Below are 22,634 nucleotides of genomic sequence, written 5' to 3'. Positions count from 1 at the left end.
CATGCATTCTCATTTGCGCAACCCAAAATTAACTCCAACCGAAGATTCATTAAACGAGTTTTGGTCTGAAGTAGCCCAACAAACGGTAGATTGGCTTCAACCTTGGGATACAGTGCTTACTGGTGGGTTAAAACATGGTGATGTAACCTGGTTCAAAGGTGGGAAATTGAATGTCAGTTTGAATTGTTTAGACCGACACTTACCCCATAAAGCAAATCAACCCGCCATCATCTGGGAAGGAGATGACCCAAACCAACATAAAACACTGACCTTTGCCGAATTACATGCCGAAGTGTGTCGGATGAGTAATGTGCTCAAGCAATTAAAGGTGAAAAAAGGCGACAAAGTAGCCATCTATTTACCGATGATTCCTGAGGCAGCAATTGCCATGCTTGCTTGCACACGAATTGGCGCCATCCATACGGTAATATTTGCTGGATTTTCAGCTCATGCCTTAAGACAACGTATACTTGCTTCCGAATGTGCCTGCTTAATCACTGCCAACCATTTTAATCGGGGTGGTAAGTTGGTTGGATTAAAGGAACAGGTTGACGAGGCGTGCAGTGATTTATCACTAAAAAGACTGCTCATCAAAACGAGTGATGATCCTGTTGCTATTGATAAAAATAAAGATCATTGGTGGCATGAACTCAAAGAAAAAGTAAGCGCACAATGCGCTCCAGAACCCATGGATGCTGAAGATCCCTTATTTATATTGTATACATCAGGAAGCACCGGCCAGCCCAAGGGCGTAGTGCATACCACCGGAGGCTACCTCGTACAAACAGCGTATACGCACCAATTAATTTTTAATTGCCAACCAGACGAAGTATTTTGGTGTACTGCAGATATAGGCTGGGTTACGGGACATAGTTATGTAGTATATGGTCCTCTTTGTAATGGAATTACAACTCTAATGTATGAAGGAATTCCTACCTGGCCTGATTTCTCTCGAAATTGGCAAATTGTTGATAAGCATCAGGTAAACGTATTTTATACAGCGCCCACCGCCATACGTGCCTTAATGCGTGCTGGAGATGAATGGTTGGCCTCCAGCTCGCGGGATTCTTTACGCTTACTGGGTTCTGTGGGAGAGCCTATTAATCCGGAAGCATGGCAATGGTATTATCAAAAAGTAGGTCAAGAGCGATGTCCGATTGTGGATACATGGTGGCAAACCGAAACTGGGGCGGTAATGATTAGTCCCAGAGCCGATGATCCAATTAATAAACCAGGTTCAGCACGCCAACCTATTCCAGGCGTTATCCCTGTATTACTCAATGAGAACGGCCACGAAATAACCGGGGCTGGTGAAGGATTTTTAGCAATTAAATATCCCTGGCCTTCAATGGCGAGAACCATTGCTGGTGATCATCCACGTTATTGCATGACCTATTTACATCATGGTTATTACATTACAGGAGATGGTGCAAAACGCGATGAGGACGGTGATTACTGGATTACAGGTCGGGTGGATGATGTCATTAATGTTTCCGGCCATCGCTTGGGTACTGCAGAAATCGAAAGTGCGCTCGTGAGTCACCCCGCAGTTGCCGAGGCTGCAGTAGTGGGCATTCCCCATGATCTTAAAGGCCAGGGAATTTATGCCTATGTCATTTTAAAACAAGATGTTATGCCAGATGACACCTTAAAAACCCAGTTAATCCAACAGGTTAATAAGGAGATAAGCCCTATTGCAAAACCTGATGTAATCCATATCGTTAATGATTTACCCAAAACACGTTCCGGTAAAATCATGCGCCGTATTTTGCGCAAAATTGCAGCAAAAGAACTACAAAGTCTCGAGGAGTTGGGCGATATCTCCACCTTGGCAAATCCCCAAATCGTAGAAAAACTGTGGAAGGAGGCGAATCAAACTTAGTCGTTTATTCTGTCATTAAAGGGAATTTGGGAATTCAATAGCACAAAACTTGGGTTATGCTTTGCCTTAACCCGGGCTCCAAGAGCCACGCCCTAAAATGTGTAAATTTTTAGCAATTTGTTGAGTAAATGCAAAAAATGTGTTGCTTTATATGCAAAATACGATTAAAATTAGTCACGTTTTAGCTAAAGGTCAGATCCCCTAAAATGCAAGAAGCCCCGGATTGTTTTGATTTTTCTCAGCTGTCCTTGGAGGAAATAGCCAATTTACTCCAACGTTTTAGCGTGCGCCTAACTCCTGATGAAGCCCTCACGATACAAAATACCCTCTTAAAACGACCACCAACTTATGCAGAATGCATTTTATGGTCTATTCAGGGTTCCGAACATTGTTCTTATAAAAGTAGCCGCAAACACCTTAACCAGTTCAATACCAAGGCACCCCACGTCATTCTGGGCCCTAAAGAAGATGCCGGAATTGTTGCCGTAGCAACAGATAAACAAAACCGACGTTATGGTATTGTCGTAAGCCATGAATCGCATAATCATCCCTCTCAACTTGTACCTTTCGAAGGTGCTGCAACTGGAGTGGGTGGAAATGTACGCGATGTGTGCTGTATGGGCGCGGAAGTAATTGCAGTCGCGGACAGTTTGCGTTTTGGCGATATTGATCGTCCAAAAACGAAATGGATAAATCAAGGGGTCGTTCAAGGAATTGCAGGATATGCGAATCCTCTTGGCATCCCCAATTTAGGTGGTGATACTTATTATGACGAAGCCTATAATGAAAATTGTCTGGTTACGGTAGTTACTTTAGGGGTAGTGAGAGAAGATCAGATCATCCATTCTTATGCTCCAGCGAATGCAGAAGGCTATCAATTTATCTTAGTAGGTAAGCCCACAGATAATAGTGGTTTTGGCGGCGCAGCGTTTGCTTCAGCAACACTGAGTGAAGAACAACAAGAGCAAAATAAAGGAGCTGTCCAAGAACCGAATGCGTTCTTACAACGACATATTCTTAAAGCCAATTACGCCATGTTTGAATTCCTGCGCGAAAACGATCTGATTGATCGGATAGGCTTCAAAGATCTAGGTGCTGGAGGAATTGCTTGCGCCAGTGTTGAATTGGCGGAAGCCAGTGGTTATGGCGCAGAAATCAATCTTGATCTGGTGCCAACCAGCATGAATAATTTATTACCTGCAGTGGTCCTTTGTTCGGAAACACAGGAACGCTTTATGTGGGTTGTTCCTCAAGAACTGGTTGAGACGTTTTTAAAACATTATAACGAGCGATTCGCCCTTCCAGAAATCTGCGATGGCGCCCAAGCAACTGTGGTGGGAACAATAAGAAACGATGGTTTATACGTTGTTAAAGCCCAAGGAAAAGAAATTGTCTCCGCTCGCGCCCAAGATATTACCCAAGGGATTCTTTATGATCGCCCTTATAGTGCGAAACAAAACACGCATAAGGAACCAGAGCAGATTACAGTGAGCGATTTCAATGAACAATTCTTGGATTTACTTGCTCACGAAAATATTGCTTCCCGTGCACCAATTTATGAAAGTTATGACAAACAAGTTCAAGGTCGCTCAGTCGTCGAACCAGGATGGGCTGATGCTGGGGTAATTGCTCCATTTAATGAAGATAAATACCCCCAAGAAATTCAATATACAGGGGTCGCTTTATCCGTCGATCATAATCCGCGTTATAATAAAATTGATGCCTATTGGGGAGCCGTTAATGCGGTTATCGAATCGGTACGTAACATCGTTGCCGTAGGCGCATGGCCTCTTGCTCTAACTGATTGTCTGTGTTTTGGTAATCCCGAAAACCCCGAACAAATGGGCGAGTTTGTTGATGCTGTACGCGGCATCGTCGATGCATGCCATGCAGTAAAAATGTTCGACGATCGCAATGTAACGCTACCAATTATATCGGGTAATGTATCGCTCTATAACGAGTCAGCTCAAGGTGCCATTCCACCGAGTCCGATTATCAGTTGCCTTGGTTCAATCAACGATTACTCCAAAGCAATAAGCTATGACTTCAAGAAACCTAATTCAGTTCTTTTAATGATTGGCGAGCGCAAAGATGAGTGTGGTGGTAGTGTGTATTACCAATTACATCAACAATTAGGTAGTCAACTCCCTAAACCCAATCTTTCTTCATTCGCTGATGAAATCAGTGCCATCCATGCTGCGATGCAAGCCGGTCTAGTGTTATCCGCACATGATATCTCTGAAGGCGGTATTGCCGTTGCTTTGGCAGAAATGAGTTTTAAAAATGAAATTGGGGTGAATGCATTTATTCCTGGTAATTTACCCAATGATAAAAAGCTGTTTTCAGAAAGTGGAGGATTTATCCTCGAGGTATCACTGGAGAAATTAAGCGCACTGGAAGATATATTTCGTAAATATTCTGTATCGTTTCAGTCCATAGGTGAAACAACAGCAACCCCAACCTTGGTAATCAATTCGGTTATCAATGTATCAATCAGTGCAGCCAAAACTGCTTGGGAAAATGGTTTAGTTGAGAGGCTCATATAATGTCAATTATTGATTACAAAGCTGCAGGCGTTGATATAGAAGCAGGTAATGAAGCAGTACGGAGTATTAAAAAAGCGGTAGAAAGCACCTTTTCCCCACGAGTTCTTACTGGGATTGGCAGCTTTGGTGCCATGTATGATCTCAAAAGCCTACTGCAAGATTATGAGCACCCCGTACTCGTACAAAGTATTGATGGTGTAGGTACCAAAATGATGGTTGCGAAAATGATGCAAAAATTCGATACCATCGGGATTGATTTAGTCAGTGCCACCACCAATGACATTATTGTTTTGGGTGCAAAACCACTTACGCTCCTGGATTACATTGCAAACGACAAATTAAAACCGGAAATCATCGAACAGATCATTAGCGGCATGGTCAAAGCCTGCAAAGAAAATCACATTTCTTTAGTTGGCGGTGAAACCGCTGAAATGCCCGGTACCTACTTGCCAGGTGAGCTGGATTTGGTCGGTATCATTACTGGCGTTGTCGAAAAAAACAAAGCGATTGAAGGCAAAACGATCTGTGAAGGAGATCTCGTAGTTACTTTTCCTTCAAGTGGTTTACATACTAATGGGTATTCATTAGCAAGAAAGTTGCTTTTTGATGTGGCAGGTTACAAGGTAGAATCTCAATTTCAAGATTTTTCTCAAAGCATTGGTGAAGAGCTTTTAACACCGCATGTGAATTACACCAGGCCTATTTTAAGTATTTTGGAAAAAAACATCCCTATTAAAGGAATGGCTCACATCACAGGTGGTGGATTACTGGAAAACATTCCTCGCATTTTACCCAAACAATGTGGTGTTGAAATTCATAAAAAACAGATTCCTGAACTGCCTATATTTAGTCTGTTGCGTAAGTTAGGAAATCTGGATGATGAACACATGTATCGAACTTTTAATATGGGTGCAGGTTTAGTTCTTTTTATAGCACCAGAAACATTATCGGCTGTTCGCGAAGTGCTCCGCGATTTTCCTTCCTTCCCTCTTTATGAAATTGGACGCGTAGTAAAAGGAGATCAAAAGGTGAGGCTGTTATGATACGTATTGGCTTAATTCAATTCCCAGGGTCCAATTGTGAACGCGAAACAGCACTTGCTGTAAAACGGGTCGGAATGGAGCCTGTTGAGTTTTTGTGGAATGAATCTTTAGAAAAACTACGTAATCTGGATGGTTATATCCTTATCGGTGGTTTTTCCTATGAAGATCGCTCTCGTGCAGGAATTATTGCCGCACTTGATCCCGTAATTCAAGAAATCAAAGCCCAAAGTGACAAAGGAAAGCCCGTACTAGGAATCTGCAATGGCGCCCAAATACTCGTTGAATCAGGTTTAGTACCCGGCTTAAATCAGCATGAAATCAGTATGGCGCTCACAGAAAATAAGCGTATTGCTCATGGAAAAATCGTGGGGACAGGTTTTTATAATGCCTGGGTGCATATGCGCTTGGCAGAAAATCATCAACATAACGCATTTACTCGCCATCTAACGACCAAAGATTTTATTCATCTGCCGATTGCACACGCTCAAGGACGTTTTCTTATGCCAGACTCCTTGTTAAAGCAGATAGAACAACTGGGTTTAAATTTATTTCAATATTGTGATGACCAAGGCCAGGTCATTGATAATTTCCCAATTAATCCAAATGGCTCTGCGGGCAATATTGCAGCAATTACCAACCAGGCTGGCAATGTTATGGCCATGATGCCCCATCCTGAGCGCACGATGAATGGCGACCCTATTTTTGCTTCCATGCGTGATTATATCAAAGAACTAAAAGGTAGCTTGGGTGAAGACGCAGCCATTCCCTCCAGTCTACACTCCAAGTCCCAGAACGTAGTAGACGAAATGACCGGCAGCCTTAAAAACTTCAGCCAAATCCCATCAAGCCATCTTTGTCTGGTCAAACTCATTATCACGGACAATCAAGCTTTAACCGTACAAAAAACCTTAAGACGCTTAGGTTTCCCAGTAACCGTGAATCGTTTTGAACACTGGGAAATTGAATGCGATTCTGCAGAGCATTTTGCCCAACTTAAAAAAACGGGCCTTTTGTATTCGGATCGCAAAGAGCGCGAAGTTTCTTCAAACGAATTGAACATTCCAAATGCCTTAGCTTACCTGGTTCGTGCAAAAGAGGACTTGAAAGGGCAGCAAACGTTACAAACCCTTAATACTCACTATGCAGTACCTAAAATAAGTAAAATTAATCATGGTGTTTTATGGCAATTTACCAGTGATGAAACCAATGTCTCTGCGTTAATAGACCATATTTTATTAACTCACATTATCGGGAACCCTTATGCTCATGAATGCTACCGCTACGACCACTCATTATGAAAATGAAATTCGAGAAGCCTTAGCTTTTTGCTTGGACCAAACCAATTTGCCTGTAGGCAAAAAATATCAAGGAAAAGTAAGGGACTCATATGACTTGGGTGATTACATCATGCTGGTTACCACCGATAGACTCACCGCATTTGATAGACATCTTGCCTTGATTCCTTATAAGGGTGCGGTACTTAACCTAACTAGTGCCTGGTGGTTTGAACAAACCAAAAATCTTGTTCCTAATCACATTATTGCAGTTCCCGATCCTAATGTCGTTATTGCCAAAAAATGCACCGTTTTCCCGATTGAGTTTGTAGTACGAGGGTTCATCAGTGGTACCACAAGCACTTCTTTATGGACTCAGTATCAAAGTGGAGTACGTGAATACTGCGGAATTACTTTTCCTGAGGGATTAAGAAAAAATCAACAACTAGAACAACCTGTTTTAACCCCAACGACTAAAGAAAAAATTCATGATCGACCTATCTCTCCAGCTGAAATTATTGCAGATGGATGGATGACTGAAGAAGATTGGTTAGAAGCAAGTGCGTTAGCACTAAAACTCTATCAACGTGGTACTGAAATCGCTAAAGAACATGGCTTGATTTTAGTAGACACTAAATATGAATTTGGCCGCGATGCTGATGGAAAAATTATAGTAGTGGATGAAATTCATACTCCTGATTCGAGTCGCTACTGGCTTGCTGACAGCTATCAAGCACGCATTGCCGAGGGCTTAGAACCCGAAAATATTGATAAAGAGTTTTTGCGATTATGGTTTGCAAAAAATTCAGATCCTTATCACGATGAGCAACTTCCTCAAGCACCACAAGAATTAATTGAAGAACTTTCCTCACGTTATATTCAGTTGTATGAACGTATCACCGGTAAAAAATTTAGTTTTATAGAACATAAAGAACCTGTGGAGCAACGGATCATGCGCCATGTTGCAAATTATTTAAGGTAGTGTAAGGAATGTGTGGGATAGTAGGTATTTACAGTCATGAACCCGTAGCCTCCGAATTGTATGAGAGTCTTATCCATTTACAACATCGAGGACAAGATGCTGCGGGCATACTCACTTGTGATCAGCGTTTCTATACGAAACATGGATTAGGTTTAGTACGGGAAATTTTTACTCCTGATAACGTTTCCACACTACAAGGAAACATAGGTATTGGTCACGTCCGCTATCCTACTGCTGGTGGTTATACAGCAACCGATGTCCAGCCATTATGGATTGGTAGTCCACGTGGCATTGCACTTGCCCATAATGGCAATCTGTCCAATTACCAAGAACTGGCTGATGATATTCGTTTGAAACAACATCGCCATCTTAATACTTCCCTTGATTCTGAAGCCCTATTACTCATGCTTGCAGATAATCTGGCCAGCAATGCTTCCAGTAATGAGGAAAATACCGACAGTTTTTTTGAACTGCTAACCCAGGCGGTCTCGCATATTTTTGAACGAATTGAAGGGGCTTACTCCATTGTATCCGTGATTATTGGCAAAGGACTGGTTGCCTTCCGTGACCCTCATGGGATCCGCCCGCTGGTTTGGGGAACACGTGAAAATCCCGATGGAACTGTTGATACTATTTTTGCATCAGAAACTACCCCTTTTTATGCCTTAGGCTTTGAGCCTAGAGGGGATATTTTACCCGGTGAAGTAGCTTTTGTGGATCTTAAGGGGACGATGCACCGCCGCCGTGTTTTAAAAACCGAACAATTCAGGCCTTGTGTGTTTGAGTATGTTTATTTTGCACGTCCGGATGCAACGCTCAATAATGTCAGCGTATACCGCGCTCGTTTACGTATGGGACAAAACCTAGCGCAGCAATGGAAGCAAAAATACCCTGAACTCGTACCGGATATAGTCATTCCTGCTCCATTCACTGCAAATACTGCAGCCCTCTCATTTGCTCATGAATTAGGGGTAAGATATTCCGAAGGCCTATATAAAAATCCTTTTATCGGTCGTACCTTTATTATGCCTAATCAAAAGGCGCGAAGTCGAAATATCCGTTACAAACTAACGCCACAGCAAACTGAAATTAAAAATAAGGTCGTGATGATTATCGACGACAGTATTGTCCGAGGAACAACCTCTCGTGAAATTGTCAAAATGGTAAGAGAATCTGGCGCAAAGAAAATTTATTTTGCCTCCACATCGCCACCACTTAAAAATCCATGTTTTAGTGGGATTGATATTCCCTCGCGCAAAGAGTTGATTGCTGCCAATAAAACTGAAGATGAAATTGCCAATTATCTTGGTGTTGACGTATTGCTCTATCAATCTAATGAAGATTTGGTTGAAGCAGTGACTCGCCGTGGTGACAACCAAATCAAAAAACCGTGTATGGCATGTATGGATGGCGATTATTTTTGTAAAAAACTCACTGCCGAAAAAATGCAGCAGCTCGAGCAACAACGTGAAACAAGCAGACTAACTACTCCCCCCAAAAAAGAGGATACTCGCGAATGAACATTCTTGTTATCGGCTCTGGCGCACGTGAGCATGCACTGATCAAAGCCTTACATCGTTCGCCACACAAGACGTCATTGTTTTGTTATGGTACGGCAATAAATCCAGGTATCCATCAATTAACGAATCAATATTGCGCAGGCGATATCACTGATTGTGCGGCTGTAGTATCAAAAGCAAAGCTTTGGGGAATTGAGCTAGTCATTATCGGTCCAGAAGCGCCGCTTGAACAAGGGATGGCTGATGCTTTTTGGCAAGCAGGAGTTCCGACTATCGGCCCCAAAAAAATATTGGCCCAAATTGAAACCTCTAAAGAGTTCGCACGCGATCTCATGCAAAAACACCATATAGCAGGTTTGCCACGTTATAAAAAATTTACAACCCTCAATGAGATTGAGTTTTTTCTCAATGAACTTGGCGAAGGCAATTACGTTATTAAAGCAAATGGATTAATGGGTGGCAAAGGCGTTAAAGTTGCTGGAGATCATCTGCATTCAATTGCTGAAGCTTTGGATTTTTGTCAGGAAATTCTTGATAAAAAACAGACCATCCTTATCGAAGAAAAATTGATTGGACAAGAGTTTTCCTTCATGTGTTTCGCTGATGGCAAGAAGCTGATTCCTATGCCTCTGGTTCAAGACCATAAACGTGCGTATAACGGTGATAAAGGACCCAATACTGGCGGGATGGGGAGTTATTCCGATACCGATCATCGATTACCCTTCTTAACTGCAAACGATGTTCATGAAGCCTTAGCGATTAATAATGCTGTCTTTAAAGCCCTATCTACTGAATGCGATGAACCCTATATTGGTATTTTATATGGCAGTTTTATTGCGACTAAAAATGGGATTTATGTGATCGAATTTAATGCACGCTTTGGCGATCCTGAGGCCTTAAATGTGCTATCGATTTTGGAGTCTGATTTTGTTGCCCTATGCCAAGCCATGGTGAACGGCAATCTGACTGCAGAGAAGGTTAAATTTTCAAAACAAGCCACTGTGTGTAAATATGCCGTCCCTGAAGGTTATCCTGATGCACCAAAGAAAAATTTTGTGGTGGATTTCTCCAAGGTTGCTCATCAAGACCATTTATATCTTTCATCAGTAAATCAGGTTGAAGATCAAATCCTTGCTGAAGGTTCACGTACAGCAGCATATGTGGGCATTGCTGATTCGATTTTTGCTGCCGAACAAAGTGCTGAGAATGAAATTTCTTCAATTGAAGGCCCCTTATTTCATCGCCAAGATATAGGGACCAAGCAATTGATTCAACAACGCATTGACCATATGCAAAGGATACGCGCATTATGATTCGCATCGCAGTACTTGGTTCAACTCGAGGCACTAATCTGAATGCACTTGTTGCCGCAATAGAACAACAACGTTTATCGGCATCAATCGAACTGGTCTTAAGCAACAAAGAGGATGCTCCCATTTTGGAAAAAGCAGCAAACTTTGGAATTCAAGCAATGTTCGCCAATTCTCATGGTCTAAGTCGCACGGAATTTGATAATAATCTGTCTGCAATACTTAAACAGCATCAAATAGAACTTATTGTGTTAATTGGTTACATGCGCATTTTATCAGCGCAGTTCGTCGCCGATTGGGAACATCAAATAATCAATATTCACCCTTCTTTGTTACCTGCTCATGCAGGACTAATGAATCTCGATGTACATCAATCGGTTTTAGATGCAGCGGAGGTTGAAACAGGTTGTACCGTGCACTTTGTTACAGAACAAGTGGATGCAGGACCAATTATTTTGCAAAAGAAATGTCCTGTTTTGGCAGGTGATACTCCAGAGCTTTTGAAAGCTAGGGTGCAAGAACTCGAAGGATTAGCCTTGGTTGAAGCAATACAGATTATTGCAAGCACCGAGAAGACCCGAGCTGTTCTTCCCCAAACTACAAATACTAAGATGATAAATAATTAACGAGGGAATTATGTCAAATATACTTGTATCGATACTTATGGGTTCAAAATCTGATTGGACCATTATGGAAGAAGCCAGTCGAACTCTGGAACAATTTAACATTCCTCACGAAGTTCGCGCCTTATCAGCACATCGTACCCCAGATGCGTTATTTGAGTATCTCAAATCAGCAGAACAACGTGGCGTGGAAGTTTTCATCGCAGCAGCAGGTGGCGCGGCCCATTTGCCCGGTGTTGTAGCAGCTAAAACTATAATACCCGTTTTAGGTGTACCCATGCCTTCCTCGACTTTTACGAATGGCCTTGATGCGCTTTTATCCATAGTCCAGATGCCGGCAGGAATTCCAGTAGGAACCCTCGCAGTGGGAAAAGCAGGCGCCATCAATGCGGCTATTTTGGCAGTAACGATTCTCGGGAATAAATACCCTGTGTACCGCGAAGCAATTAAAAATTATCGAGCGACGCAAGCACAAAAAGTATTGGAACATGCTGAAATCAAGTGATAATTCAAACCCGTATGGGCAAATGATTCTCACCCTGTAGCTTATAGGGTGAGAAATATAAACTTATCTGAATGGTTTCGATTGTGAACGCATATCGTAGCCTGCCTCCTCACCTAATTGCTCATTAAATATGCCGCGCACTACAATGAATGTATTGGTTAGATTATGCAAATTTATCTCTTCTGATAATCGAATTCCTTCATTAATCATTTCCATAGCAACCATGTTTTGCTCTTCAGACAAAGAAGCCAGTTGGTGACACGTATTGATTAACATCTGTCGGTACTTTCGATGGTTCTCCGTCTGGCTTTTATTGTTTTTTAATTCAGCACAAATACGTAACATTAAATGGATGCGTGTGGTTAGGTCATTTTTCTCATTTATTTTAATCGTTCGAAAAATTACTTCGATAGCATTCCATTGACTTTTATCCACCGTAGCAGCAAGAAATTGAAAATCGTTCACACTCTCAATAACATAAGGCAGCAAGCCTCCGTGTTTAATGAGTAAATTGGAGCGTATTGTTTTCGTATCACCATTGAATAAAAGAGCAAACGTCGCTCTATCAATTTTTTCAAAAGATCCAGCCTTCAAAACAGCTAAAAGTTGTTTTTTAAGTTGTTCAATTGCTGGTAATAGTTCTTTATTAGCACTAAGTTGTGCAATCCCCGCGGGGCATGGATTAAATACCATCCGATACAAATCACGCAGCAAAGACTCAATAATAAAATCGATATCATAATGTTGAGATGTACCAAGAGGTTTTGCTTCGTTCAACTCGCGAAACCATTTACTAACCAGTGACATGTTATTTTTATCTTTGCGAGTGGTCCTGGCTTTTTGCAGAATGGGCAAGAGCATTTCATTGGGAAGGCTTTCAATCGACAAACCCGTTTGTTCGTGGGGATAATCCGTTTCAGATAGAGAATCTTTAAAAAATTTGCCGCCTCGTAGCATTAAAATTCCTTACAATTAATGCAGCATAGAACACCTATCTCTCACCAATCCATTGGTGAAGTCTGTTATCTTTATAACATAATACTCAACAACGAGTGTAACCCGAAAGTTCAACGAAAAGTATTTACTTCATTCAAACTACAAGTCAAACCATTGATTTAGTAAAGTGATCAACTCACCCACCCCATCTTTTTTCAAGGATGAAAAAGATTGGACCGTTATCAAATGAGTAGCCAATTCATAATGCTTACGAACTTTTGATACGGTATTTTTTACTTCGCTACGGCTTAATTTGTCCGATTTAGTCAATAAAATATGGACCGGAAGCTTACGGTTTAATGCCCAATCGACCATCATCACATCTAAATCTTTTAAAGGATGACGAATATCCATCAATAAAATCAACCCTCTTAAGCTCTGCCTGACTTCAAGATAATGCGCTAAATTTTTTTGCCAGTCCATTTTCACTTGCAAAGCAACTTTTGCATAACCATACCCTGGCAAATCAACAAGGCGACGTGTTTCATCAATGCCAAATAAATTAATTAATTGAGTGCGCCCAGGTGTTTTACTGGTACGGGCCAAATTTTTGATGCCAGTGAGACAATTTAATGCGCTTGATTTTCCCGCATTGGAGCGGCCAGCAAACGCAACTTCATACCCTGAATCTTCAGGCAACTGAGGTACTTTGGCAGCACTTTTTAAAAAAACAGCTTTTGAATAAGGATTTTCCGACATAAGAATTATAATATTTTGGGATTTCAACCAAGGCAGTGTACCATTACTTCGTAAATTTATTATGAGAAATCGATGAAAAAATTTGTACTCACTTTTATCCTTTGTTTTCCATTAGTTCTTTTTGCTCAAGAAAACACCTCATCTGCAGCAGACAAAGCGGTGATTTGTTCCGCATGCCATGGTCAACAAGGTAACAGTCCGAATCCTGATTGGCCTAATATTGCCGGACAACATCCCAAATACTTTATAAAACAGCTCAATGATATGAAAGATAGTGCATTACGCAACGCACCAACAATGAATGCGCTTGTTGCCACCCTAAGCAAACAGGACATGGATGACTTGGCAGCATATTATGCTAAAATGCCTCTTGCTAATGGCAGTACTCCTAAAGAATTTCTTAACCGGGGTGAGCAAATCTACCGTGGAGGAGATTTTGCAAAAAGGATTACCGCCTGCATCGCCTGCCATGGTCCCAAAGGTACGGGCAATGCTCAAGCTGGCTTCCCAATACTGTCTGGCCAACATGCTGCTTATACAGTGTTGCAATTAATTGCATTTAAAGACGGGAAGAGGAACAATGATTTAAACCATATCATGCGCGATATAAGTAGTAGAATGAGCCAAGAAGATATGGAAGCAGTTGCACATTATATTGAAGGGTTACATTAGGAACTAAATTATGTTAAAAAAATTAATCGCTGTATTCTTGCTTTTACCAGCAATGGCCCTAGCTGCTTCATTTGTGGAGGGGAAGGATTATCAAATTGTTACCAATCCGAATGCAACAAATAATAAAAATAAAGCCCCCACCATTGAAGAATTTTTTAGTTATGGCTGCCCATGGTGTTACAAAATAGAAGCACCTCTCAATTCTTGGGTTAGTAAAATGGGCAACAACATTCAATTCGAACGTGTCCCAGTAGTATTTAAACCCTCCTGGGAGCTCTATGCTAAAGCCTACTATACCGCTAAAACATTGGCACTTTCTGATAAAATGACTCCATTACTATTTAAAGCCATACAAGAAGAAAGAAAGCCTCTCGATTCCAAACAAGCAATGATCAATTTCTTTGTTACACAAGGAGTTGATAAAGAAATCGCGAAAAGTGCTTTTGAAAACTCACCAACCATTGATATGCGGGTACAAAATGGAATGAGTCTCATGGGAACTTATCAAATTAATGCAGTACCTGCTTTTGTGATAAATGGTAAGTATAAAACCGACTTACAAATGGCTGGCAACCCAGAGCGTTTATTAGAACTATTGAATTACCTCACGCGAAAATCGGCTTAAAAGTCTAGTCCATTGTACTCATTCAAAACCTGGGTAACGCAAGGCGTAACCCGGGTCGCGAAACGTTCATCCTCTATATACCCTATCTGCCTATGTCCCGTGAGCTGTTCGCGGGATCCAGTAACGAAGGGTACATTCTAAATTAAGAGAAATAATGCTTCACGTGAAACGTTAGACTGATACGTTTATCATCACGTCATTCTAAGGAGTACATGACTAAGGATCTCCTGCTTTTTACTTATGCCTTCCTTCCGGAGATCTCACGACATTAAAGTGTGTGCTCAACGGATTGGTTCTGATATATCAATTCTTTTGCCGCGACAACCCCCATCATGTCGCCTAACATACCATACAAAACGTCCAACATTCCCTTTAAGGTGCTTGCAAGTGGACAGGTTTTAAAAGTACTTAAAACAGGGCTATCTTGTTTATAAAAGTTATTGGCCTTTTCCATGAGAGCTAATGTTTTTCTACAAAACACGATCACTTCCTCGACTCTTGTAGAAGCAAACAATTTTTCAAACTGCACGTTGTACTCTGCTCTTGTTTCTCCTTTTAAGACCAGGTTCAAGTGCTTCTCCGCAAACAAGCTTGTACGATGAGGGTTTGTGAGTTTTAAATAATTATTGAAGCATTCATCCAAGATAGGCTTAATTTTACTTAGATGTTTGGCAAGATATATGTGCAGGGCAATTTGCAGAAAAAGTTGTTCAACATTTATTTTGTGTAGTGAGGAAACTTCTAAATATTCGAGCCCCAGCTCATCAGCTAATTCCTTTGCTTGCATGAAGCTTACCTCTCTTCGCTTCTCTAGGTCTGCTTTACAACCGACTAGAATCATTGGAAGATTTACCTTAGTCACTCTTAGACGAGCTACATATTCTTTCGTGTGCTGCAAAGATGCTTTATTAGTTAAATCAAAGCAGATCAGAGCTCCATCAATCGATCGAAAATAAGAGGCAACTATTTCCTTTAATTTTGACGTTCCTGAGGCATCCCAGATGCGTAATTGTACTTTTTTATTAAACACCTTTAGCGATTTTATTTCCTGGTCAACCCCCATAGTGTCCATGTATACATCATAACCATAGAGGGAACCACCACAATAAGCTTGAACCAAGCACGATTTACCTACTGCGTTATCCCCCAGAAGAATTATTTTGAAATGCTCATCATATTCTTGTTTGTGCTCCATGCTAAACAATCCTCCCTGGATCAAATCTGAACAAATAATAACAAACTATTCGTTCTAATTTAAGTATTCATTGAATTGCTATTGGCACCAGGAGGAAGTGCAACGAACATTTTTTTTGCTGAATATACCTTTGAATTTAGCTTATTAAGTCTTTATGCTCCCTTACCTGGATTTTCCAAACTTAAAATTCCTGTATTAAAATCATAAGCAAAAATCTCCGCATAACGTCCCCAGTCAATCATTGTACGTAATACACGGTCTGCTTCTTTTTCACTTAAATAATCTTCAAGCTTACTTAAAAATCGTTCTTCAGAAACCCTATGCCCTACTTTTTCATCTAAAATCCGTCGAATATAACGGGCAAGAGGTACCTTTTCTAATAATCTTTGCGCAAATAATTGTTTACGTTCTTGAAGATCGGCCTCAGCAAATTGCTTTCCTAAGTCGCTTAATTGGATATCCCCTGCAGAAACTTTAGCAAACCCTAATATTTCCAACGTCTCAAGTATAGGGAATAAGTCATCAATATTCATCATCAACTCATCTGCGAGCTCGGGTAAGTCAATACGCTCTTCAAAAGAGGTCATCGTCTCAATCAAGCCGGTCAGTTCGGAAGGCTCTACATCGGGCAAACGATATCCTAAACCGATTTGTCGCTCTCTTTGCGCGCGTTTTGCCTTTTCTTTAGGACCAGTAGTCATTAAAGTATAAATTTTATCAACTAAAGCCCGAAACTCAGGGGACTCAGGATCACGTGGCTGGGGTAGGGTGACGGGTAATTCAGCTCGGATGTAACCAGGATCATTACCAAAGATTACAATCCTATCGGCTAATGTAGCAGCTTCTTCAATATTATGAGTTACTAATAAAATGCCATTCGTATTGGTTTTCTTCTCTGCCCACAACTCCAGCAAGTCGGACTTCAGGTTTTCCGCGGTAAGCACATCAAGAGCCGAAAAAGGCTCATCCATTAATAATACATCAGGATTAATCACCAAGGCGCGCGCAAAACCAACCCGTTGACGCATCCCACCGGAAAGCTCTTTGGGAAATGCCGATTCAAAACCATCAAGACCAATGATATCAATTGCTTCAATAGCGCGATGCCTACGCTCTTCGCGACTAACACCCTGCGCCTCAAGACCAAGCTCCACATTCTCCAATACAGTAAGCCAGGGCATCAATGCGAACGACTGGAAGACCATTGCAATTCCTGCAACGGGACTGGTGACGGGTTTGCCTCTATAAGTTACGGTCCCACCGGTGGGGGCTACAAGACCCGCAATAATACGCAACAAAGTAGACTTTCCTGAACCGGACTTACCTAATAAAGCAACGATTTCGCCTTCTTGTAGCTTAAAGTTCACATCCTCGAGCACAAGCAAATCTTGTTCTGCAGCTTTTTTAAAAGACTTGCGTAAGCTTTCTATAGCAATGATGGTTTCAGACATAGGTATCTTTTAATTAAGGTTAAAACGTTCTTCCGCCAAGCGATAGAGCGGACGCCAAATCAAATGGTTAAAAGTAAGTACATACAAACACATCATTGCAGTACCTAAAGCAATTTTGGGGAAGTCTCCTGTTGCCGTACTCGCTTGGATGTACTCACCCAAACCGGTGGCTCTAAGTGTGGTATTTCCCCAACTCACAAACTCAGCCACAATACTGGCGTTCCAGGCGCCACCTGCCGCCGTTATGGCGCCAGTGATATAAAAAGGAAAAATGCCGGGCAATGCCAATCTTTTCCACCACAGCCATCCTTTCAAGCCAAAATTGTCTGCAGCAAGATAAAGTTCTCGAGGAATAGTAGATGCTCCCGCAATCACATTAAATAAAATATACCATTGAGTCCCAAGAATCATGAGTGGAGTCACCCATATTTCTACATTTAAATGAAACGCTACAATAGCAATCACAAATAAAGGATAGAATAAATTTGCTGGGAACGCTGCAACAAATTGAATCACTGGCTGTATTTTTTGGGCAATTCTTGGCCTTAAACCAATCCACACGCCTACTGGAATCCAAACTAAAGAGCTCAGGAAAATCATACAAAGCACCCTGGCACCTGTTGCTGCTCCAAGCAAAAACACATGCAAAATATCACTCACTTTCAATTCTGCAAGAATAAAGCGCAATAAAAACCATGCTCCAGCACAAACACTGATTAAAACTAAGAAACTCCAAAGTCTATCCAGACGCTTCTGTTTTTTAAAATCAATTTCCTTAATGACTTTCGTCTCATTGATTCTCAGCCAACGCGCATTGACAAAATGATCGGTAAAAATGCCCAGAATTTCAGTAAACTGCTTCATTAGCCGGCTGCCGCGAATCCAATCCACGAGCCAAGATTGATATTCAGCTCCGTCATGTGAGGGCTCTGTTTTAAACTTTTCAGACCACGCAATTAAAGGTCGGAAAAATATTTGATCATATAAAAAAATAACAATCATCATTGTCAAAATAGCATAACCCACTGCATGTAAATCACGTTGTTGGATTGCTAAAGCGATATAAGAGCCTACCCCGGGTAAGCGGATGTTTTGATGCGCTACAGAGATCGCTTCAGATAAAACCACAAAGAACCAGCTAGCAGACATCGAAACCATCATGTTCCATAACAAGCTCGACATGGAAAAAGGAACTTCCAATTTCCAAAAACGCTGCCATGCCGAGAGTCGAAACATAGAAGAAACTTCTTGTAAATCATGTGGCAATGTTTTTAATGATTGATAAAATCCAAAAGTCATATTCCATACTTGGGCACAAAAAATAGCGAAAATGGATGCACATTCAGGTCCCAATAAACTGTTAGGAAACAAGCGGATGAATCCGGTTACCGTAATCGATAAAAAACTTAACACCGGTATGGATTGCAAAATATCAATTGCAGGAATAATGATTTGTTCTGCGCGCCGATTTTTAGCAGCCCAAAGCCCTACCGTAAATGTAAAAATAATTGAAATAAACAATGCAATAAACATACGAAGTACCGTACGCGATGCATAAAAGGGAAGATTGGCAGGATCCAATGAAATGGGTATCTGCTCTCCCAACTGGTAGGGAGTAGCCATTTGCGAGCCGGCCCAACCCAGAAAGAACAAAATGGAAAAAATGAGAATAAGGAGCAGCAAATCCCAACGATTGATATATCGGCCAAATCTATCAGGATTAGCAAAGTAGAACCGACTTTCGCGCACAATGCCCTCCTCAATAACTTTGTCGACACCCAGACACACTCTGCAATATGTATCACGCAGTATATATAATTGAAAAAAGCAGTGAAACTAAAGAGCATTAATATAATGCCTATGCATCGCAAATTTCCGCACAGGAATTAGTTTTTGTTGATGCGAGTTCAGTTGCTTGTTTCAGGGTAATAAAATATCATAAAGAAGCCCCCTCCGATAGATTCAAGCGACTGAATATAACGCTTTCTTTTCTTATAAAAACGAAGAGCATTCTGCTCAAAAATAAAAAATGACAAGCTAAAACTCAAGTCCTTATTAAAATGCATTAATATTCAATAGATTAGTTCCTTTTTTTATTTAAAATGAAATAATTTGTACAAAAATTGAACTTTTTAATAATTTCTGTGTCTAATATAGTGAGCATTTCCCCCGAATGCTTAGCTCCGCTTTACCCCCTCTTAAGCGGAGCAGTGTTTAGATTCATTATCTAAACATTCAATTTGCCCCGGCAGCAGCCGGGGATTTTTTTATGTGGAATGAATGAGCTACACTATAAAATAATCTAATTGTGGATTTAACGGGTCACCTGGATAATTGACTACACCCTAATGGCACTAAGTTAAGCCTATTCATCCAGCCTACACCCTGCGAACAAGTCGCCGGATGAAGGAAATATAGGAAAATATTCTTAACTTTGTACTATTAGACTACACTCTATTTTTTACTGTAAACGGGACATGCTTATGAACAAGAAATTAGTCTTTATTCTTTTATCAATTTTTTTCCAATTCAGTTATGCACAACCGGAACCCGTACAATTATCCGTCTGGGTCAATGAGGCAATAGTTGCTACCTATACTTATAGCTATAAAAACTACCTTGAAGATCAAAGAAAAATAGCCAAGTATTTTGCAGCTGATGCATGGATTTCCTACAGCAATGCTTTAAATGCGTCCAAATTACCAGAGGATGTACAGAAAAATCTTTATAGTGTAAGCGCCGTAGCTACTGCCCCCCCTGTAATCACCAATATCGACCCAACACATTGGAAAGCAACTATGGGCCTTATCGTGGTGTACCAAAATCCACAATACCAACAACGACAAAATTTGAAAGTAAACATTAATTTTATGGTCGCGCCATCAGGTCAGGGAGTACGGGGATATACCATCACCAGTTTACAATCAACAGTCAACAAACAACCTTGTAAATGTGATGTGGAAGAAGAAAGTGATTCAACGCCAGCAAGTACGCCACCATCGGGCACACCAGCAGCAGGGCAACCTACCCCAAATAACGCCAAGCCATAAGTCCTAGATGCACGAGGATTAACATGCCGATCGAAACCAAAATCATATTTAATTTGATCGGCATGGTTACATCTAAAGCTGATTCTTCAGGGTCATGGGGATTATAATAGATATCAATAGCCGTATTGTCTTGAAAGGCAATGGCCGCTTTGTAAGCAATACCACGGGAATATTTACTATTCGGATTATTATGAGCGGTATCTAAAAACAAATATTCTCCAGTCAAATTTTTATCATTAACTTGATAGGTATATTCAATTTTAGGCCAAATACTATGACCTACTTTTGTCCATTCGCATTTCGTAATATACCCTTTAACTTTGAGCCACGATTGCGCTTGAATCAAAACTTGTCTATCACGCCAAAAATGCCTGAGGAGTATTAGAAGAAACAATAACCAACCTAAATCCAACATCCAGCGCCAAACATTTAGCCCAGTCATTAAAGTAGTCCTAAGAAATATGCAGTATGCAATATACAGTATATATCGCAATAGGTATAATCACCCACACTAAGGTGATTGAAAAAGGACGTACAATGATTGCTAAAACCCCTCTCCATGCCACACATCAAGCATGTGGCGCTAAAATGGTTGATTTCCATGGCTGGGAAATGCCCTTGCATTATGGTTCTCAACTTAATGAACACCATTATGTGCGTAAAGATGCAGGCATGTTCGATGTCTCGCATATGACTATTGTTGATATTCTTGGTGCCGGTGGCCGTCAATTCTTACGTAAGCTTTTAACGAATGATGTGGATCAGCTTGAACACAACGGAAAAGCACTTTACAGTTGCATGTGTAATGAACATGGTGGAGTTATCGACGATCTTATCGTATACCAACGCGCTTCTGATAATTACAGAGTCGTCCTGAATTCGGCAACCCGACACAATGATCTGGCGTGGATTCGCCAAAAAAGTGAGGGCTTTGCCGTTGGTTTACAAGAACGAAGAGAATTGGCAATGATTGCCGTGCAAGGACCTAAGGCCATAGAAAAAACACAAAAAATTCTTAATCCTGCACAAATTGACGCCGTTTCTACTTTAACCAGTTTCGAATGCGTGGATGTGGAGCAATGGTTTTTTGCCCGCACTGGGTATACAGGGGAAGATGGATTTGAAATCATCGCCCCCCAAGATTCCATTGTCCAATTATGGAATGATTTAATGCAGGTTGGTGTGCATCCTTGTGGATTAGGTGCCCGTGACACGCTTCGTTTGGAAGCAGGAATGCTGCTTTACGGCCAGGACATGGACACAACCACCAGCCCATTAGAATCAGGGCTTGGTTGGACTATTAAATGGGAACCCGCAGATCGTGATTTTATTGGCATGGGCGCTTTATTCTCCCAAAAGCAAATTGGAATTAAACGAAAAATGGTGGGGCTTACTTTATTAGATAAAGGAATTATGCGTCATGGACAAAAAGTGATAATCCCTGGTTGTGCTGATGGAATTATTACTAGTGGTAGCTACTCACCCACACTGGAAAAATCTATAGCCTTGGCGAGAGTTCCAGCTGAAACCGGTGAGGAAGTAATGGTTGATATTCGTGGTAAATTAATCCCGGCAAAAGTAGGAAAACCACGTTTTGTTAAATCAGGAAAGGCGATTTAAAACATCGAATTAAGTTAGGGTCATTTACCTTTCACCAGCTTGAGTCAAACGGCCCTGATTTTCGAGTACTAAAGGCGGCATACATAGTATGCGTGCATCGAGGCACAGAAAATCAAGTTAGTTTGACCCAGATAGTAGAACTGTAAAAATGAGAACAAATAGTCTGAATACACGAAAAAGAATCTGGATTTTCTTGTAACTTTGTAGATTTCATAGATTTAGCTTCGCTTCAGTGCTATAGAATTAAATAAGGACAATGCAATGAATGAATTAAAATTCACCAATACCCACGAGTGGCTAAAAGAAGAACACAATGAAGTAACCGTAGGCATTACCGACCATGCTCAACAATTACTGGGCGATATGGTGTTTGTCGAATTGCCTGAAATTGGAGATGAAGTGAGCGCAGGAGAAGAACTTGGTGTCGTCGAGTCAGTAAAAGCTGCCTCTGATTTTTATGCGCCAGTGAGCGGTATCGTTACTGCCGTCAATGAAGTAGTAGTCGAAAATCCAGCTCTTGTTAATTCTGAACCCTATGCAGCAGGTTGGCTTGTCAAACTGAAGCCCAGTCATCCGGATGAAATTAATAGTTTATTGACTGCAGAACAATATCAAAATGAGATCGCTGAGGAGCATTAATT

Annotated in this window: 20 protein-coding genes; 14 read left to right on the top strand and 6 right to left on the bottom strand. The window is 41.1% G+C overall.

What is annotated here, in order from left to right; translation table 11 throughout:
* Position 1: 1 nt before the first annotated feature.
* The 9 genes from acs (at position 2) to purE (ending at position 11,685) form a co-directional block, all read left to right on the top strand.
* Positions 2-1,882, top strand: a complete 1,881-nt coding sequence (acs, locus tag ACWTEW_RS29925) for an acetate--CoA ligase (protein ID WP_454781664.1) — start codon at positions 2-4, stop codon at positions 1,880-1,882.
* Positions 1,883-2,088: 206 nt separating this feature from the next.
* Positions 2,089-4,428 (top strand): phosphoribosylformylglycinamidine synthase subunit PurL, encoded by a 2,340-nt coding sequence (gene purL / locus ACWTEW_RS29920; RefSeq protein ID WP_454781663.1) that lies wholly within the window; start codon positions 2,089-2,091, stop codon positions 4,426-4,428.
* Entirely contained in the window at positions 4,428-5,471 is a 1,044-nt protein-coding gene (gene purM, locus ACWTEW_RS29915) for a phosphoribosylformylglycinamidine cyclo-ligase (RefSeq protein ID WP_454781662.1), read from the top strand. Before purL ends, purM begins: the two co-directional genes overlap by 1 nt.
* Entirely contained in the window at positions 5,468-6,769 is a 1,302-nt protein-coding gene (gene purQ / locus ACWTEW_RS29910) for a phosphoribosylformylglycinamidine synthase I (RefSeq protein ID WP_454781661.1), read from the top strand. Before purM ends, purQ begins: the two co-directional genes overlap by 4 nt.
* On the top strand, positions 6,732-7,727 hold the full coding sequence (locus ACWTEW_RS29905) for a phosphoribosylaminoimidazolesuccinocarboxamide synthase (RefSeq protein ID WP_454781660.1): 996 nt from the start codon (positions 6,732-6,734) through the stop codon (positions 7,725-7,727). Before purQ ends, ACWTEW_RS29905 begins: the two co-directional genes overlap by 38 nt.
* A gap of 8 nt (positions 7,728-7,735) precedes the next feature.
* The gene (gene purF / locus ACWTEW_RS29900; protein ID WP_454781659.1) at positions 7,736-9,247 is read left to right on the top strand and encodes an amidophosphoribosyltransferase; all 1,512 of its coding nucleotides are present in this window, start codon (positions 7,736-7,738) and stop codon (positions 9,245-9,247) included.
* Positions 9,244-10,560: a phosphoribosylamine--glycine ligase gene (gene purD / locus ACWTEW_RS29895; protein WP_454781658.1), complete on the top strand. Its 1,317-nt coding sequence runs from the start codon at positions 9,244-9,246 to the stop codon at positions 10,558-10,560. The genes purF and purD overlap by 4 nt, the downstream gene beginning before the upstream one ends.
* Positions 10,557-11,183: a phosphoribosylglycinamide formyltransferase gene (gene purN, locus ACWTEW_RS29890; RefSeq protein ID WP_454781657.1), complete on the top strand. Its 627-nt coding sequence runs from the start codon at positions 10,557-10,559 to the stop codon at positions 11,181-11,183. Before purD ends, purN begins: the two co-directional genes overlap by 4 nt.
* A 10-nt stretch (positions 11,184-11,193) precedes the next feature.
* Positions 11,194-11,685 carry a 5-(carboxyamino)imidazole ribonucleotide mutase gene (gene purE / locus ACWTEW_RS29885; RefSeq protein ID WP_454781656.1) on the top strand — a complete coding sequence of 164 codons (492 nt, stop codon included), beginning with the start codon at positions 11,194-11,196 and terminating at the stop codon, positions 11,683-11,685.
* Between the two features lie 63 nt (positions 11,686-11,748).
* Here purE and ACWTEW_RS29880 read toward each other — a convergent pair whose 3' ends face one another.
* Together ACWTEW_RS29880 and yihA are read right to left on the bottom strand one after the other, a co-directional pair.
* Complete coding sequence (locus ACWTEW_RS29880; protein ID WP_454781655.1) at positions 11,749-12,642, bottom strand: hypothetical protein; 894 nt, start codon at positions 12,640-12,642, stop codon at positions 11,749-11,751.
* A gap of 138 nt (positions 12,643-12,780) precedes the next feature.
* Positions 12,781-13,380, bottom strand: coding sequence for a ribosome biogenesis GTP-binding protein YihA/YsxC (gene yihA, locus ACWTEW_RS29875; protein ID WP_454781654.1), 600 nt, complete (start codon positions 13,378-13,380; stop codon positions 12,781-12,783).
* Between the two features lie 72 nt (positions 13,381-13,452).
* On the opposite strand from yihA, the gene ACWTEW_RS29870 reads away from it, so the two are divergent.
* Entirely contained in the window at positions 13,453-14,052 is a 600-nt protein-coding gene (locus tag ACWTEW_RS29870; protein WP_454781653.1) for a c-type cytochrome, read from the top strand.
* A 10-nt stretch (positions 14,053-14,062) separates the two neighbouring features.
* Positions 14,063-14,677, top strand: a complete 615-nt coding sequence (locus ACWTEW_RS29865; RefSeq protein WP_454781652.1) for a thiol:disulfide interchange protein DsbA/DsbL — start codon at positions 14,063-14,065, stop codon at positions 14,675-14,677.
* 268 nt (positions 14,678-14,945) lie between these two features.
* On the opposite strand, the gene ACWTEW_RS29860 is transcribed toward ACWTEW_RS29865, so the two are convergent.
* The 3 genes from ACWTEW_RS29860 to ACWTEW_RS29850 all read right to left on the bottom strand — a co-directional run bounded on the left by ACWTEW_RS29860 (position 14,946) and on the right by ACWTEW_RS29850 (position 19,072).
* Positions 14,946-15,872, bottom strand: a complete 927-nt coding sequence (locus ACWTEW_RS29860) for a Rab family GTPase (RefSeq protein ID WP_454781651.1) — start codon at positions 15,870-15,872, stop codon at positions 14,946-14,948.
* A gap of 152 nt (positions 15,873-16,024) precedes the next feature.
* Positions 16,025-17,323: an ABC transporter ATP-binding protein gene (locus tag ACWTEW_RS29855; protein WP_454781650.1), complete on the bottom strand. Its 1,299-nt coding sequence runs from the start codon at positions 17,321-17,323 to the stop codon at positions 16,025-16,027.
* A 9-nt stretch (positions 17,324-17,332) separates the two neighbouring features.
* Positions 17,333-19,072: an ABC transporter permease gene (locus ACWTEW_RS29850; RefSeq protein WP_454781649.1), complete on the bottom strand. Its 1,740-nt coding sequence runs from the start codon at positions 19,070-19,072 to the stop codon at positions 17,333-17,335.
* A 734-nt stretch (positions 19,073-19,806) separates the two neighbouring features.
* Here ACWTEW_RS29850 and ACWTEW_RS29845 point away from each other — a divergent pair.
* On the top strand, positions 19,807-20,373 hold the full coding sequence (locus tag ACWTEW_RS29845) for a DotI/IcmL family type IV secretion protein (protein ID WP_454781648.1): 567 nt from the start codon (positions 19,807-19,809) through the stop codon (positions 20,371-20,373).
* Here ACWTEW_RS29845 and ACWTEW_RS29840 read toward each other — a convergent pair.
* Positions 20,348-20,815: a DUF3592 domain-containing protein gene (locus ACWTEW_RS29840; protein ID WP_454781647.1), complete on the bottom strand. Its 468-nt coding sequence runs from the start codon at positions 20,813-20,815 to the stop codon at positions 20,348-20,350. The genes ACWTEW_RS29845 and ACWTEW_RS29840 overlap by 26 nt on opposite strands.
* Positions 20,816-20,910: 95 nt before the next feature.
* On the opposite strand from ACWTEW_RS29840, the gene gcvT reads away from it, so the two are divergent.
* Both gcvT and gcvH read left to right on the top strand, forming a co-directional pair.
* On the top strand, positions 20,911-21,993 hold the full coding sequence (gene gcvT, locus ACWTEW_RS29835) for a glycine cleavage system aminomethyltransferase GcvT (RefSeq protein ID WP_454781646.1): 1,083 nt from the start codon (positions 20,911-20,913) through the stop codon (positions 21,991-21,993).
* A 261-nt stretch (positions 21,994-22,254) separates the two neighbouring features.
* Positions 22,255-22,632 (top strand): glycine cleavage system protein GcvH, encoded by a 378-nt coding sequence (gene gcvH, locus ACWTEW_RS29830; RefSeq protein ID WP_454781645.1) that lies wholly within the window; start codon positions 22,255-22,257, stop codon positions 22,630-22,632.
* Positions 22,633-22,634 lie beyond the last annotated feature (2 nt).

Source organism: Legionella stuttgartensis (assembly GCF_977063405.2).
Note: the sequence above shows the minus strand (reverse complement) of the source record. Positions and strands in the feature narration are given on the sequence as shown.